This window comes from Pseudoalteromonas ruthenica (genome assembly GCF_008808095.1).
Classification (GTDB): domain Bacteria; phylum Pseudomonadota; class Gammaproteobacteria; order Enterobacterales; family Alteromonadaceae; genus Pseudoalteromonas; species Pseudoalteromonas ruthenica.
Map to the genome: position 1 here is coordinate 2267611 of NZ_CP023396.1, position 15723 is coordinate 2283333.

Annotated in this window: 14 protein-coding genes; 7 read left to right on the plus strand and 7 right to left on the minus strand. The window is 46.9% G+C overall.

What is annotated here, in order from left to right; all coding sequences use genetic code 11:
• The first annotated feature begins 109 nt into the window (after positions 1–109).
• The 3 genes from PRUTH_RS10595 to PRUTH_RS10605 all read left to right on the plus strand — a co-directional run bounded on the left by PRUTH_RS10595 (position 110) and on the right by PRUTH_RS10605 (position 3062).
• Positions 110–973, plus strand: coding sequence for a DMT family transporter (locus tag PRUTH_RS10595; protein WP_151173241.1), 864 nt, complete (start codon positions 110–112; stop codon positions 971–973).
• A gap of 67 nt (positions 974–1040) precedes the next feature.
• Complete coding sequence (locus tag PRUTH_RS10600; RefSeq protein ID WP_022946042.1) at positions 1041–1739, plus strand: glycerophosphodiester phosphodiesterase; 699 nt, start codon at positions 1041–1043, stop codon at positions 1737–1739.
• Positions 1740–1841: 102 nt separating this feature from the next.
• The gene (locus PRUTH_RS10605; protein WP_022946041.1) at positions 1842–3062 is read left to right on the plus strand and encodes a methyl-accepting chemotaxis protein; all 1221 of its coding nucleotides are present in this window, start codon (positions 1842–1844) and stop codon (positions 3060–3062) included.
• Positions 3063–3119: 57 nt separating this feature from the next.
• Here PRUTH_RS10605 and PRUTH_RS10610 read toward each other — a convergent pair whose 3' ends face one another.
• The 3 genes from PRUTH_RS10610 to putP are packed head-to-tail and all read right to left on the minus strand — an operon-like array spanning position 3120 to position 6990.
• Entirely contained in the window at positions 3120–4367 is a 1248-nt protein-coding gene (locus PRUTH_RS10610) for a glutamate-5-semialdehyde dehydrogenase (protein WP_151173242.1), read from the minus strand.
• Positions 4364–5470 (minus strand): glutamate 5-kinase, encoded by a 1107-nt coding sequence (gene proB, locus PRUTH_RS10615; RefSeq protein ID WP_022946039.1) that lies wholly within the window; start codon positions 5468–5470, stop codon positions 4364–4366. Before proB ends, PRUTH_RS10610 begins: the two co-directional genes overlap by 4 nt.
• Positions 5471–5493: 23 nt before the next feature.
• Positions 5494–6990: a sodium/proline symporter PutP gene (gene putP, locus PRUTH_RS10620; protein ID WP_045980355.1), complete on the minus strand. Its 1497-nt coding sequence runs from the start codon at positions 6988–6990 to the stop codon at positions 5494–5496.
• Between the two features lie 571 nt (positions 6991–7561).
• Here putP and PRUTH_RS10625 point away from each other — a divergent pair.
• The gene (locus PRUTH_RS10625; RefSeq protein ID WP_022946037.1) at positions 7562–9415 is read left to right on the plus strand and encodes a cation:proton antiporter; all 1854 of its coding nucleotides are present in this window, start codon (positions 7562–7564) and stop codon (positions 9413–9415) included.
• A gap of 41 nt (positions 9416–9456) precedes the next feature.
• On the opposite strand, the gene rpmG is transcribed toward PRUTH_RS10625, so the two are convergent.
• The 3 genes from rpmG to radC all read right to left on the minus strand — a co-directional run bounded on the left by rpmG (position 9457) and on the right by radC (position 10759).
• Positions 9457–9612, minus strand: coding sequence for a 50S ribosomal protein L33 (rpmG, locus tag PRUTH_RS10630; protein WP_022946036.1), 156 nt, complete (start codon positions 9610–9612; stop codon positions 9457–9459).
• Positions 9613–9624: 12 nt separating this feature from the next.
• Entirely contained in the window at positions 9625–9861 is a 237-nt protein-coding gene (gene rpmB, locus PRUTH_RS10635; protein ID WP_022946035.1) for a 50S ribosomal protein L28, read from the minus strand.
• A 223-nt stretch (positions 9862–10084) separates the two neighbouring features.
• Positions 10085–10759, minus strand: a complete 675-nt coding sequence (gene radC / locus PRUTH_RS10640) for a RadC family protein (RefSeq protein ID WP_022946034.1) — start codon at positions 10757–10759, stop codon at positions 10085–10087.
• Between the two features lie 105 nt (positions 10760–10864).
• On the opposite strand from radC, the gene coaBC reads away from it, so the two are divergent.
• Both coaBC and slmA read left to right on the plus strand, forming a co-directional pair.
• On the plus strand, positions 10865–12052 hold the full coding sequence (gene coaBC / locus PRUTH_RS10645) for a bifunctional phosphopantothenoylcysteine decarboxylase/phosphopantothenate--cysteine ligase CoaBC (protein WP_045980356.1): 1188 nt from the start codon (positions 10865–10867) through the stop codon (positions 12050–12052).
• 94 nt (positions 12053–12146) lie between these two features.
• Entirely contained in the window at positions 12147–12734 is a 588-nt protein-coding gene (slmA, locus tag PRUTH_RS10650) for a nucleoid occlusion factor SlmA (protein ID WP_022946032.1), read from the plus strand.
• Between the two features lie 981 nt (positions 12735–13715).
• Here slmA and zapE read toward each other — a convergent pair.
• Complete coding sequence (gene zapE / locus PRUTH_RS10655; protein ID WP_151173243.1) at positions 13716–14834, minus strand: cell division protein ZapE; 1119 nt, start codon at positions 14832–14834, stop codon at positions 13716–13718.
• Between the two features lie 69 nt (positions 14835–14903).
• On the opposite strand from zapE, the gene rsuA reads away from it, so the two are divergent.
• Positions 14904–15605: a 16S rRNA pseudouridine(516) synthase RsuA gene (gene rsuA, locus PRUTH_RS10660; RefSeq protein WP_045980358.1), complete on the plus strand. Its 702-nt coding sequence runs from the start codon at positions 14904–14906 to the stop codon at positions 15603–15605.
• Positions 15606–15723: the final 118 nt, after the last annotated feature.

Below are 15723 nucleotides of genomic sequence, written 5' to 3' on the forward strand. Positions count from 1 at the left end.
CCATCCGCTGCGCAGTCACCTTTGTCATCAATAGCAGATGACATTTGTCAGCACCTGCTTTGTTACATAGCTCATGGTATGCTGGCAAAAAAACAGCCTTTGACGCGCTATGAGCTCTCACAAACAAAGCTTATTCTTTTTGCATACAGCGGTTCTACTGTTTGGTGGCACCGCCTTATTCGCCAAGTTAATTCACCTGCCAGCGTTAGATATCACCGTATATCGCACCGCAATCGCAGCCTTTGCCTTAGTTATCATGCTCGGTGCAATGCGCCAGCCCATCGCCCTAAGAAGCACCAAAGACTACCTTATTGCACTGACACTCGGTGCCATCGTTGGCGTGCACTGGGTAACCTATTTTGCTGGAATGCAGCTTGCCGGAATCACCATTGGCATTATCGCGTTTTTTAGTTATCCGGTTCTAACCGTTATGATTGAACCGCTTTTTCATCGCGCTTTGCCCAAGCTTAAGGATATGATCAGTGCCATTGCCGTCAGTGTCGGAATTTACTTACTCATACCAGAAGCAACACTGGGAAATGATGTCACTTTGGGCATAGCGACCGGGGTGTTTTCTGCATTATGCTTTGCCCTTCGTAATATTTTGCAGCGCCAGTACTTCAACCACTATGGCGGCCCGCAAACCATGTTTTATCAAACCTTGGTCGCCAGTCTAATGCTATGTGCCTTTGTTGAGGTTCCCCCCATGGCCGTTACGCAGCGTGATATTGCTCTGCTGTTTTTGGTCGCCATAGTATTTACAGCCACTCCCCATGCATTGTTTGCCGCCTCGTTGCGCCAACTCAGTGCAACAACGGCTGGACTCATCTCTTGCTTACAACCCCTCTATGCCACCATTTTGGCCTTTATTTTATTGCAAGAGCGCCCAGACATCGCCACGCTGATAGGCGGTATGCTGGTTGTCAGTGCTGCATTTTTTGAGACTTGGTCAGTATCTCGACAATCGCGATAAATGCTCTTGATAAATTGGTTGCCATCAACAAAGATAGCAATGACCCTGCTAGACGGACTGATAAGAAATGAAAGTATTTGCTCATCGCGGTGCCAGCGGTAACTACCCGGAAAATACGCAAATCGCCATAGAAAGTGCCCTTTCTGTGGGCGTCGATGGTATAGAAGTCGACCTACAAAGCTGCCTTGATGACTATGTCATCATTCATGATACCTGGCTTGATAGAACCACCTCAGGTCAAGGTAAGGTCAATAAGACCCCTTTAGCAGAAATTCAACGTTATGATGCCGGCCAAGGACAGCGCGTGCCGGGGCTGCAAGACATGATCGACTGGATAGGGAATAAGACCCTACTGAACCTAGAACTTAAACACACATTCTCACTCGATAAGCTCGTTGCTACCCTTGAGCACAATGTACAACAGGGTTTATTACAACGAGAGCAGCTTATTGTCTCTTCTTTTGATCACCATCAACTCGTATGGTTGAAGCAACATCTACCTTGGGTGAAAATTGGGGCGCTGACTTCCTCTATCCCGCTCAACTATGCTGAGTTTGCTCAACGCTTGCATGCGTATAGCTTGCACTTAGACAAAAACTTCGTAAACCACGAGTTTGTCGCCGATGCGAAACAGCGCGGGCTCGAGGTCTATGCTTATACTGTAGATAAGAAAGAAGATATTCTTGATATGCGAGCACTGGGAGTTGATGGCATTTTCACCAATTACCCATGCAATACTAAGATGATTTTAGCGAATGATGCCTAACTAGGCGCTTACTTCATCGCTAAACACTTGAAAATCTTTTGCTTTATACAATACTGAGCATGTATACATTGACGTCTACTCAGGCAAACGGAGCCCTCATCAATGAGTTGGTTTATGCGCATGTACAATTATATTGAAGAAACATTTTTTTATACGCTAACTCGTAAGATTGTTGGCAACCTTAGCTTTTTGTTTGCTTTACAGTTACTTACTTTAGTTTGGCTGTATCGCGAACTGAGCGCTCAAGAACAAGGTTTGGCGCTGTTTGCGGTGATCTCGCTATTAGTCGTCGGTGGTTTTATTTTTACGGTGTTCTATATGCGCCATTTAATTGTGCGCCCAGTGCAAGCGATGCGCGATACGTTAGAGCAAATCAATCAACAGGATGCCAACTTAAATGCGCGATTACCCCAATTCACGTATGATGAATTTCGTGACTTATCAGAGCAATATAATAAGTTTGTACACCATCTAAGCGCCCTTTTAAATACCACCTATGAAGGTGCAGCCCAAGCTGCTGATAGCAATCAGCAGGTCAATTTATCCATGCAAAACACAGCTGAATTGGGAGCTCGACAATTACAATTTAGTAGTGAGATTGCAGCGAGCACCACGCAAGTCACGCATAGCCTAGAGCAAATCGTCGCCAATACGGATGCGGTGTTCAGCGACAACAGTGAGAACCTCACCTTTGTACGCACTTCATCTGAAGAGCTTAGCCAATTAGTATCGCAAATTCATAAGATCACGCAGCTATTAGGGCGATTTGCCGACACCGTTGCAGGCTTGAAAGAAAACTCAGAGAACATTCGCAGTATTTTGCAAATGGTCGAAGGGTTTGCCGATCAAACTAACCTGCTCGCCCTTAATGCAGCCATTGAAGCTGCTCGCGCCGGTGAAGCAGGCAGAGGCTTTGCTGTCGTTGCTGATGAGGTACGCTCACTGTCACTTAAAGTCAGTGATGCGACCCAGCAAATTAGCGACTTTATTAATAAAATGGGCACCTTGGTAAGCGATACTAACCAAGAGTCAGAGCAACTTATTGAGCACTCTTCAAGCGCTGAACAAGCAATCGGTAACACGGCTTCAGGCTTTAGTGAACTAGTGCAAGACTTTGAGAAAAACCAACAACAATTGCAGGATATTGTCGCAGCAGTGCATGAACTGGAGCAAACCCAGGCCAATACTCAGCAATCGGTGGAGCAAATTAAAACCTTAGGTGAAGACGCAAAAGCGCAAATAGACCAAGCCGCAGAGCAATGCGCACGCTCAGAGCACCTAACCCGCACCACTCAAAGCGAGCTAGAGCGCTTCGTAAAATAACCTTTAGAGCACAAAAAAGCCCAGCACTAAGCTGGGCTTTTTAAATCTTAGTCGTGATTAGCTACGAATTTGTCCTTCACCATTCACTAAGTATTTTTCTGTGGTCAATGACTCTAGGCCCATAGGCCCGTAAGCGTGCAACTTAGTGGTTGCGATGCCGATTTCAGCGCCTAGACCTAGCTGCGAACCATCAGAGAAACGTGAGGAGGCATTTACCATCACCACCGACGCATCAACACTGCGCTGGAACAAGTTGGCAGTTTGCTCGTCTTTGGTACAAATAACTTCGGTGTGGAAGCTACCAAAGCGATCAATATGCGCCACGGCTGCATCAAAGTCAGCGACGATACGTACCGCGATTTCAAGATCAAGGTACTCTTCACCAAATTCATCATCGCCAATGACATTCGCATTGCTGAAGAACTTCGCTGCTTGAGCATCAGCATTAACACGTACACCTTTTGCTTCAAGCTCTTTTGCCGCACGAGCTAAAAACGCCTCTGCCACCTTTTGGTGCACAACTAAGCCCTCTAGTGCGTTACACACACCAGTACGTTGAGTCTTACCGTTCAGCAACAGGTTCATCGCCACATCAAGGTCTGCATCTTTATCAACATACAGGTGACACACCCCTTTAAAGTGCTGAATAACCGGTACGGTACTGTTTTCAGTCACAAAATTAATCAGCCCTTCGCCACCGCGAGGAATAATCAAGTCAATGGTGTCACGCTGTTGCATAAGATCCATCAACAGGCCACGGTCTGGATCAGGGATCACTGAGATAAGCGCCGTCGGCAAGTTGTGTTTCTCCAGCACACTGTGCAGTACACTGGCAATGGCTTTACTTGACGCTAAAGCCTCTTTACCGCCACGCAAAATAACCGCATTACCTGATTTGAAGCACAGTGCGCCAGCATCGGCTGTTACGTTTGGACGGGCTTCATAAATCATGCAAATCACCCCAAGAGGCACTCGCATTTTATTGATTTTGATACCATTGGGGCGCTCACCCAATGAACGCAACTGACCTACTGGGTCATCGAGATCGGCAATGGTTTCAATGCCCACGGCCATATCTTCAATACGCTCATCGGTCAGCGTCAAACGGTCGACCATGGCTGCAGCTAAGTTGTTGTCTCGCGCATTGGCAAGATCTGATTCGTTTTCCGCCTTAATATGCTCTTTATTGGCACGCAGTGCCTCAGCCATTTCTTTAAGTACGTTGTTTTTACTCTCTGTATCAAGCAGAGCAAGCACCTTAGCGGCTTTTGCTGCTTGAGCTGAAATATCCTTAACTAAACTCATGATTTCTCCAATACTGCAATGTCTTCGTCTGAAATAATCGGGCCGATGGAATCTTGTGCTTCATCGCTAAACTCACTGGTTTCATTCTCGGCAATAAAGTTCAGCAAACAGCTACTGTAGTTTGCTCGTGCCTTAGCCAGCTTAGTGCCGTCGTCGCTGCGCACCAAAATAGTGTCGCCAACGGAGAACTCGCCCCGAACCTCGATAATGCCTTGCGGGTTAATCTGCTCGGCGTTTTCATCTAATGGCTCGCTGAAGTCACCTTCAACAATCACCTCACCCTGCTCACTGGCGGTATGTGTACGCCAATGGACTGCCTCTTGCATTGGTTTTTCATACGGCAAGAAGATAGTGCCCGGGTTTTTACCTTCTAACAACAAGTTAAAGGTCTGCTCTTTAAAGCCATTTAGAATAAATGTGGTAATACCATGGGAAGTGGCTTTTTCTGCCGCCTCGATTTTGGTTTTCATGCCGCCGGTGCCAACAGCACTGGTAGCACACCCAGCCATGGCGTAAATAGATTCATCAATTTCACTGATCTCAGGTAACAGTACAGCGTCGGTATGCAAGTTAGGATTCTTGTCATAAAGGCCATCCACATCTGAGAAAATCATTAATGCGTCAGCATCAGCGGCCGCTGCTACCATAGCTGATAAGTTGTCGTTATCACCTACTTTCAAATCATCAGTGGTCACCGTGTCATTTTCGTTGATGACAGGAAGAACACCGTGATCAAGCAAGGTAAAAATGGTGTCGCGTACACTGGTGTAACGCTCACGGTCACGTAAATCACCGTGCGTTAGCAGAATCTGTGCTGATGGGAAATCAAAAAAGCGATCCCATGTTGCCATCATCTCCATTTGCCCGGCGGCTGCCATTGCTTTTTTAAGTGCTACAGAGCGCGGCTTATCCTCTGGGAATAAGTGTGAGCCCGCAGCCACAGAGCCTGATGACACCAAAATAACTTCAATACCTTGGGCGCGGCAACGAACAATAAACTGAGCTATGGTGAGTAAATAGCGTGAACTACAGCCATTTTGCTCGGGTGCAATTAAGGCACTGCCTACTTTGAGTACGATGCGTTGCCATTTAAAATTTTGCATTGCGATTACTTTCCTTACTAGCTTTAGCTAAGTTGCTCAAGTTTTTGCTCAGTTGCATGAAAAGTTTCTTTCACCTCGGCTGACGGTGCCTGAGAAAGCTTACTCACCACAACGATTGCAAGTGAACTTGCGATAAATCCGGGAACAATTTCGTAAATAACACTGCTCAGCGTGCCCCCGTCACTAAGCACTGGTGCAAATATCCAGAATAAAACAGTTGCTGCGCCGACTACGATTCCGGCGAGCGCGCCTTGATGGGTTATTTTCGACCAACACAGGCTAAATAATACTAATGGGCCAAATGCGGCACCGAAACCAGCCCAGGCATTACTGACCAATGACAAAATGCTATTAGATTTGTCCAGTGCCAGTAAGGTAGCAACGAGTGCCACGGCGAAAACCCCTATCCGGCCGATTTTTACTAAGGTTTTTTGCTCTACCTCAGTTTTTGAAAAAGCACGGTATACGTCCTCGGTCAGCGAGCTTGATGACACCAACAACTGTGATGAGATGGTGCTCATGATCGCCGCCAAAATCGCGGCGAGTAAAAAGCCGCTAATCAGAGGGTGGAACAAAATTTCCGAGAAAATAACGAAAATTGTCTCTGGGTCAGCCACTTGCAAACCAAATTTGTTGGCATAAGCAACCCCAACTAAGCCTGTTCCTAGCGAACCTAAAATGGTGACTGTCATCCAGCTCATACCAATATTACGCGCCGTTTTAATATCTTTTACCGAGCGAATCGCCATAAAGCGCACAATAATATGAGGCTGGCCAAAATAACCTAATCCCCAAGCCAAGCTTGATACTATGCCCAACAAGGTGATGCTCTGCCAAGATTCGCTAAAACTTGGAATTGATTGCTGCGCGAAATTAAGCATATCGGCACTGCCATTGAACTGCATGTAAGCCACAATCGGCACGAGTATCAATGCCACAAACATAATGCAGCCTTGGACAAAGTCGGTCATGCTCACAGCTAAAAAGCCACCTAATAAAGTGTAGGCCACAACCACCGAAACGGTAATGATTAAGCCAAGGTGGTAGCTTAAACCGAACGCCGATTCAAACAGCTTCCCGCCTGCAACTAACCCTGCCGAGGTATAGAGCGTAAAGAACAAGATGATCACTGCCGCTGAAATCACGCGAATCGGTCCTTTGCTCATGTTAAAACGCTTATCGAAGAAGTCCGGTAGCGTCAGTGCATCATCGGCCATTTCTGTGTACACCCGCAGGCGCGGTGCAACTAATAAATAATTGGCCAGTGCACCTAAAACCAAGCCCAGTGCAATCCATACGGTGTCGAAACCAGTTAAGAACATGGCTCCTGGCAAGCCCATTAGCATCCAACCACTCATATCCGATGCTCCTGCAGACAAGGCAGTCACATGAGGGCTCACTTGACGGCCACCTAGAATGTAGCCAGAAATATCACTTGTGGAATTGCGATAAGCGAACAAGCCAATGCCAAGCATGGCTAAAAAATACAATGCGAGAGAGAGATATGTATAAAAATGCATTCCTTATCCTGTTTGGCCACCCTAGGTGGACTTTGTTTTGGGCAATAAAAAGCGTCGCGATATAACAACTGGGGCGACGCTAAATTTTGCTTACGGCTTTACCTACCCAACGCTAACAAGCACAGGCATCAAGCTGTTCCAAAACCAATTAAAAGGAAAGCACTAACAGTTGTGGTTTACGCTGTGATAACAGCGGTTGCATACGACGAGGCAGGCTAAAAACCACAATTAATTAGCACTCTAATAATTTGTCTACGAACGTTATTATGCGGATTTAGATATAAAAATCAAGGTCAAAACTTAGCCATAGCCAGTATTCATGCTATTTATAGCGCATTGAAATAGCCCCTAAGCGCGTAAAAATGCACTCTAGCGATGAATACATAAAATTTTGACCTATTATGAATTTTTAGTGATCTAAGGCTCTTTTTTACTTAAAGAGTAATCAGCTTCGCTATATCTCACGTTAAAAGGTGGGTAGTTATGCGTGTTTGACTGATGTAGCAAAACGTTGTCATCACGCTCTGCTTATCTCATACTGAGTTTTCATGGACAGATAATAAGGGTCTTTATGTCAGCAATTTATATTGCAGGAATTGCTTTATGTAGTGTTATTGCGCAATGGCTCGCCTGGGCCTTCCGTGTTCCCGCTATTTTATTTCTTTTACTCACTGGCTTATTACTTGGGCCAACCACCTCGTTACTCGAGCCCGACGAACTCCTTGGCGACTTACTGTTTCCAGTGGTGTCCTTATCGGTGGCGATTATTCTTTTTGAGGGCGCGCTCACGCTCCACTTTAGGGAGCTAAAGGGCATTGGTAAGGTGGTGCGCAACCTGTGCTCCATTGGCATGCTCATAACCTGCCTAGTCGTCAGCTTAAGTGCTTATTGGTTGCTTGAGCTCGATTGGCGTGTTGCAGCAGTGCTAGGCGCAGTATTGGTCGTTACCGGGCCCACGGTTATCGCGCCCCTACTTAACGCCATGCGCCCCACTCAAGACATTGACCGAGTGCTGCGCTGGGAAGGTATTGTGATTGACCCCATCGGTGCGCTCTTCGCTGTGTTAGTGTTCGAGGCGGTGATGTTAGTGGGGCAAAGCGATGTGTTTAGTCACACCTTAGGGGCATTGGTCACCACGCTGAGTGTGGGCTTTTCGCTCGGTGCTGCCGCAGGATGGTTAACAACGCAATTGATTCGTCGCGAATGGCTCCCTTATGAGCTGCATAAGTTTGGTATTCTTGCGCTAGTGCTTATCAGCTTTACCGTCTCGAACCATCTCAGTCATGAGTCTGGGTTGCTAGCGGTGACGGTATTTGGTATTTGGCTTGCGAACCAAGACGATTTGGAAATTGACTCGGTGCTTGAATTTAAAGAAGACCTGTCGATGATTCTTATCTCTAGCTTGTTTATTTTGCTGGCAGCACGCCTCAAGCTTGAAGATTTACTGGCTCTGGATGCACAAGTCTTTATCTTTTTGGCCATTGTGCTGTTTGTCGCTCGACCACTGAATATTTTAATTTCTACTTATGGCAGTGACTTGCCCGTCAAATCGCGGCTGATACTGGCATGGATTGCGCCTCGCGGTATTGTTGCCGCCGCTGTCGGCTCGGTGTTTGCGCTCAGTATGGCCGATGCCGGTATTGTGGATGCCAATAAAATGGTGCCCTTAATCTTCACGGTGATAATTGTCACTGTGGTTTTAAATAGCCTCACCGCCATCCCATTAGCAAAAATGCTCGGGGTCCGCCAACCTGCTCCCTCGACCTTACTCATCATTGGTGCGAACCACGTTGCCAGAGCTATAGCCTGTGGCCTAAAAGAGCAAGATATCGATGTGCACCTCTCCGATCCGGCATGGGAAAACTGTAAAATGGCCCGTATGGATGGTTTGCCCTGCTATTATGGTAATCCGCAATCGGAACATGCCGAGCGGTATCTGCCACTAACAAGCATCAGTAAGGTGTTGGCACTGTCACCTAACCGCCATCACAACGCATTAGGGGTGCAATACTTTAGCCACCTATTTAGCGAAAACCGAGTGTTCTCACTCAAGTCATCACAAAACCACGCGAAAGCCAATAAAGACAGTGCTACTTTCCTCTCTCGACAAATTCTATTTGGCGAGAATGGTTCTTATGCCAAGCTCAGTAGCCTGATAGCCAAAGGCGGTAAGGTCAGTGCGACTCGATTAAGTGATGAATTTGACTGGCAACAATATCAAGAAGTAAATAGCGAAGCGATTCCGCTTTTTATTATTGGTAACGAAAAAGTGGTGCGCATTATTACTGCGCAAATGGAGAATCCACCAGCCAGTGGTGAGAAGGTTGTTGCTCTGCAGCCACCAAAAATGTCGATGGTGAAAGATGCACAGCAAAACCCACCGACCAAGAATCCGCAATTACAGCCAACAAAAAACCCGACATAAAGTCGGGTTTTCAAATTTGGAAGCGTACGCTTAAAATCAGATTACTTGATTTTTGCTTCTTTGAAAATCACGTGCTTACGAGCTTTAGGATCGTATTTTTTGATTTCCATTTTTTCAGGCATGTTACGCTTGTTTTTGTCGGTAGTGTAGAAAAAACCAGTACCGGCAGTTGAAACTAGACGAATCTTATCGCGCATGACTCAGGCTCCTTAAACTTTTTCGCCGCGAGCACGGATATCAGTCAGTACCGCGTCGATGCCTTTTTTGTCGATGATACGCATACCTTTAGTAGTAGTGCGTAGTGATACAAAGCGTTTTTCGCTTTCAACCCAAAAACGGTGAGTTTGTAGGTTAGGTAGGAAACGACGCTTAGTCGCGTTGCGCGCGTGTGAGCGGTGGTTACCTACCACTGGGCGCTTACCTGTAACTTGACAGACTTTAGACATGTCTATTTATCTCCAATAACTTCGCTCGAGCTTAATTTTCCCTTACGGCCTTTTTGTATACTGCCCCGGGATAAATCGAAGGGCGCTCTTTATACAGCATAGACAGGCAAAGATCAAGAAACCTGATCTCAGAATCAGCTCATATGTAAATTTGATAGCGGCTAATTATAAAGATCAACGCAGCAAAGGGAAAGCAAAAACTGCATTTAAATTGCACAAATAGCTACAGTAGGCCACGCTCGGCAAAAGAGACCGCGTGACAACCACCTATCACTAAATGATCGAGCACACGAATATCCACCAAACCAAGAGCTTGTATTAGCTTGCGGGTAATAACTTCATCGGCCTGGCTCGGCTCGGCGATACCGCTGGGATGATTATGCGCAAAAATAACGGCAGCGGCATTATGCTTGAGTGCTGCTTTGACCACTTCTCTGGGATATACCGACGCTGCATCTATGGTGCCTTGAAACAACGTTTCTGTGCTTATTAAACGGTGTTGGGCATCAACAAACAACACTAAAAAGACTTCCCGTTGCAGCCCTTTTAATTCTAACTTGAGATAATCTTGCACCGCTTGTGGTGAGTCAAAGCTGAGCGCTCGTTCCAAACTTGTTTGTAAATATCGCCGCGCCAACTCAATTGCCGCCTGCAATTGCGTATACTTAGCGGTGCCCATACCTTTAAAACGGCAGAAATGGTCATGTTCAGCAGCCAACAAAGTATGCAGCCCTTGGCTTTGGCTGAGTATCTGTTGGGCTAGGTCAATAGCATTGCAACCGGCAATGCCCGTTCTAAAAAAGATAGCGAGTAATTCGGCATCACTCAGTGCCCCGGCACCCTGAGTAAGTAATTTCTCCCTAGGCCGTTGCTGGGCTGGCAAGTCAGTGAGTCGCATGGGCATTCCTTGGCTTTTGCGCTTATGAACCTTCCTCAACTATAGTGCAATAGCGGCACATCTGGTATCTTCTAAGCTGTCACACAAGCGATATTGTCTATTGTTATGCAAAATAAAAAGGTGGTCCTTGGGATCAGTGGCGGCATCGCCGCATACAAATGTGCAGAGCTAACCCGACGGCTGAAAGAACGCGGTTGTGAGGTCAAAGTGGTTATGACCGACAGCGCTAAGCATTTTATCACCCCGCTCACGATGCAAGCGGTATCAGGAGAAATTGTTTCTGATTCACTGCTCGATCCTCAGGCCGAAGCAGCGATGGGCCATATTGAGTTTGCCAAATGGGCCGACTTGATTCTCGTTGCCCCAGCTACTGCCAATATCATTGCCAAAATGGCGGCTGGTATTGCCGATGACCTACTCACTACTTTGTTGCTGGCCACCCCAGCTAAAGTTGCTATCGCTCCCGCCATGAACCAGCAAATGTATGCTCATGCGGCAACGCAAGCGAACTTAGCCACCTTAGCACAGCGAGATATTGCTATTTGGGGCCCAGGTGCGGGCGAACAAGCCTGTGGTGACGTAGGAGCCGGGCGTATGCTCGAGCCCAACGAGCTTGTTGAGTTAGTGTGCACTCCTACAGTACAGCCATTATTAGCGGGGAAAACCCTCACCATCACTGCCGGCCCCACCCGTGAAGCGCTCGACCCAGTGCGTTACATTTCTAACCACAGCTCAGGTAAAATGGGCTATGCCTTAGCCGCTGCAGGGGTGGCAATGGGAGCAACAGTGAATCTGATTTCCGGCCCGGTTAATTTACCAACACCTGTCGGAGTCACGCGCATTAATGTACAAAGCGCACAACAAATGCACCAACAAGCACTTGCTTTGGCACCAAGCTCCGATATTTTCATTGGCTGCGCTGCCGTGGCCGATTATCGTGCTGCTGATATCGCCGAGCAGAAAATGAAAAAGCAAGGCGATGAACTCACCCTCACACTAGTGAAAAACCCGGATATTATTGCTGATGTTGCTGCGCTGTCTGAGAATAGGCCGTTTACTGTTGGTTTTGCTGCGGAAACACAAGATGTCGCCACCTATGCACAGGGTAAATTAAAGAATAAAAAACTAGATATGATTTGCGCTAATGATGTTTCGGTACAAGGGCAAGGGTTTAACAGCGATAATAATGCCCTGACCTTATTTAGTCATGACAGCACACAAAGCATTGCGCTTATGAAAAAAGATAAGTTAGCACTTACTGTCATCGAAGCGATTGCTACAAAGTTAGTGTAAAGGTCGCAAAAGACTGGAAAGGGACCTCACAAAGCATTAATATGGCGTTCATAATAAAGGTCAGTGACCACCAAAGTTGTTAAAAAGGAACGCCATGGCTGCCTCACGTCGCACTAACCGTAAAGAGCAGATTTTACAATCACTCGCGCAAATGCTGGAAACTAGTCCCGGTCAGCGTATCACTACCGCCAAATTGGCCGCCGAAGTAGGCGTTTCAGAAGCAGCTCTCTATCGCCACTTTCCTAGCAAAGCGCGTATGTTCGAGGGATTAATTGAGTTTATTGAAGACACCTTGCTGTCTCGCATTAACTTAATCTTAGAGAACGAGAAAGAAACGCAAAGCCGTGTCTACAACATTTTGATGCTACTGCTAGCGTTTGCAGAAAAGAATCCTGGGATTACTCGAATTCTCACTGGTGATGCACTGCAAGGCGAAAACGAACGATTACGTGAACGCATTCAGAGTCTATTTGAAAAGCTAGAAACCCAGTTCAAACAGGTTTTACGTGAACGTAAATTGCGTGAGGGTAAGGCCTTTGCAAGTGACGAGGGAACCCTAGCGAACCTTTTCCTTGCGTTTGTTGAAGGGAAAATGAATCAGTTTGTACGCTCTAATTTCACGATTAAACCCAGTGGTCAATTTGATAAGCAGTGGCAAGAGCTACAGAAAATTTGGTTGTAGATCAGGCTTTAGCCTGACAATGTAAACCGGCCTCACACCCGTGCAAGGCTACAAGCCTTGCCTACAACAACCAATTACACACCCGTTGTAGGTCAGGCTTTAGCCTGACAATGGACATCAATCTAACAGCTGTGCAAGGCTAAAAGCCTTGCCGACAACAACCAACTACACACACGTTGTGGGTCGGGCTTTAGCCTGACAATCAAAATCAATCTAACTCCTGCGCAAGGCTAAAAGCCTTGCCTACAACAACCAACTACACACCCGTTGTAAGTCAGGCTTTAGCCTGATAATCGAAATCAACCTCACACCTGCACAAGGCTAAAGCCTTGCCTACAACAAACTACACACCCGTTGTGGGTCAGGCTTTAGCCTGACAATAGAAATCGACCTAATACCTGAGCAAGGCTAAAAGCCTTGCCTACAACATCAAGCTGCACACCCGTTGTAGGTCAGGCTTTAGCCTGACAATCGAAAGCAATCTAACTCCTGCGCAAGGCTAAAAGCCTTGCCTACACCAACCAATTACACACCCGTTGTAGGTCAGGCTTTAGCCTGACAATCAAAATCAATCTAACTCCTGCGCAAGGCTACAAGCCCTGCCTACAAAAATTAAACCACACACTGGTTGTGGGTCAGGCTTTAGCCTGACAATGGAAACCGGCCTCACACCTGCGCAAGGCTAAAGGCCTTGCCTACAAAATCAAACTTCACACCCGTTGTGGGTCAGGCTTTAGCCTGACAATCGACATCAATCTAACAGCTGCGCAAGGCTACAAGCCTTGCCAACAACAACCAACGACACACCCGTTGTAGGTCGGGCTTTAGCCTGACAATGTAAACCGGGCTCACACCTGAGCAAGGCTAAAAGCCTTGCCTACATCATTAATGGCTTGGTAAAGACCAACGTGGGTCGGGCTTTAGCCTGACAATCGAAATCAACCTAACAGCTGCGCAAGGCTAAAAGCCTTGCCTACATCATTAATGGCTTGGTAAAGACCAACGTTGCATTTCAATTAAGCGCGACTGGGTACGCGCAAACTCAAAAGCTAAACGCTCTCCTTGATAAAGTGACTCCAGCTCCACCTCTGCAGTGATAACTAGCAGCTTATGGTTATCATAAAACTCATCAACCAAAGCAATAAAGCGCCGCGCTTCATCGTCATACTGAGCCTGGCGCTGTGGAACCTGATCGCGGATGTAACCATCTTCTGTGCCTTGGGCTACATGTGCGCTGTTCATAGCGACTCCCATAGCTGGGACTTTGTCCACATAAAGCACCTGCAGTTGTTGGGCCAGCTCCATATAATCTGCACTGGCGCGGCCATCACCGCACAAGGCAAAGAAATCAATCATGGCCACATCGCTGGTATAGGCCATAAAATGCATGCTTCGTCGGTTTATCTCTCGTATGCAAGGCTCAATAGAACAGCGTTGTTGCTGCTTAAACAGCCCATTCAACACATCTGGGCCATAGGCGAGATAGTAACGAAAGCCAGCAAACCCTTGCAGCCGATAATCTTGCTCACCGCTGACATCACAGACATGGCAATGCGCCTCGAGTAAGGCGATGGTAGGTTCAAAGCGCGCTCGCTGTAACCCATTGCGATACAACTGTTGCGGATGGCAATTACTGGTTGCTACCAAGACCATACCTTGGGCAAACAAAGCCTCGAATAGCCTGGCCATAATCATGGCGTCACCGATATCGCTTACGAAAAACTCATCAAAACACAGCACATCGGTACTTCTGGCATACTCCTTTGCCAACTGACGCATAGGATTCTTCACCCCCTGCAACTGCCCCAAACGTTGATGTACAAAAGCCATAAAGTGATGAAAGTGTAAACGTTGCTTTTTATCACTATTGAGATGCTGGAAGAATAAGTCCATCAGCATTGATTTGCCCCGCCCTACCGGGCCATATAAATATACCCCGGTCGTGACTTTAGGACGACGCCAAAAGCAATGAGACGATGAGCGCTGCTCAAGTTCCTGCGCTAAACGCGCAAGCTCCTCGACCGCCCGTTGTTGCGCATCATCAACGGCAAGTATTTGCGCATCAATTTGCTGTTGGTACTGTGAGAGGATTTTATTCACGGTGGCTGTTTTCGCTGAGACGCATAAGCTATACTCGCGCCATTGTAGCGAAATTAAAGCCCCGACCCAATGAAGTTTCCTTGCCGTTTAGATAAGTTCATTAGCCACGTTACCCAGTTACCACGTACCAAAACCAAGGCCGTGATCAAAGCCAAGCGGGTATGTGTGGGTGGTGAGATGACCACACAGCAAAACACCGCTATTGATGAAAACACCGTGGTTACTCTAGACGGTGAACAGTTACATTATTTGGGCAAGCGCTACTTTATGCTTAATAAGCCCGAAGGCTATGTATGTGCTAATAGTGACGATTTACATGCTACGGTGCTCGATTTAATGGATGAGCCCAACTTGCAGGAATTGCATGTTGCTGGGCGTTTGGATATCGATACCACTGGCCTAGTGTTGCTGAGTAACGATGGTCAGTGGACACATCAAATAACTAGCCCGAAGAAGCAAAAATACAAAACCTATGTGGTGGAATTAGGCCAACCTATTAGCGAACACGCGGCGCATGAACTTGAACAAGGGGTGCAGCTACATGGCGAACGTGAACTCACTCGCCCAGCCAAAGTTGAGGTATTAGCCCCCTATCAAATTCGATTGCATATTGTTGAGGGTAAATATCATCAGGTGAAGCGCATGCTAGCCGCCGTCGGCAATGAGGTGGTCGCACTGCACCGAGAGGCCATAGCCGGTGTTATTCTTGATAACGCGCTTGCCCCAGGGGAGTACCGAGCATTAAGCGAAGATGAAGTAAACCTTTGTTGAGCGTACCTACCAAACATACACTCAAAAAAAATTCAACAGAAAAAAGTCTGTTTTTGCGGCTTTTGCCTTAAAAAGCCGCTGAAAAAGTGATAAGTGTAACAAACCGCTTATCGACTTG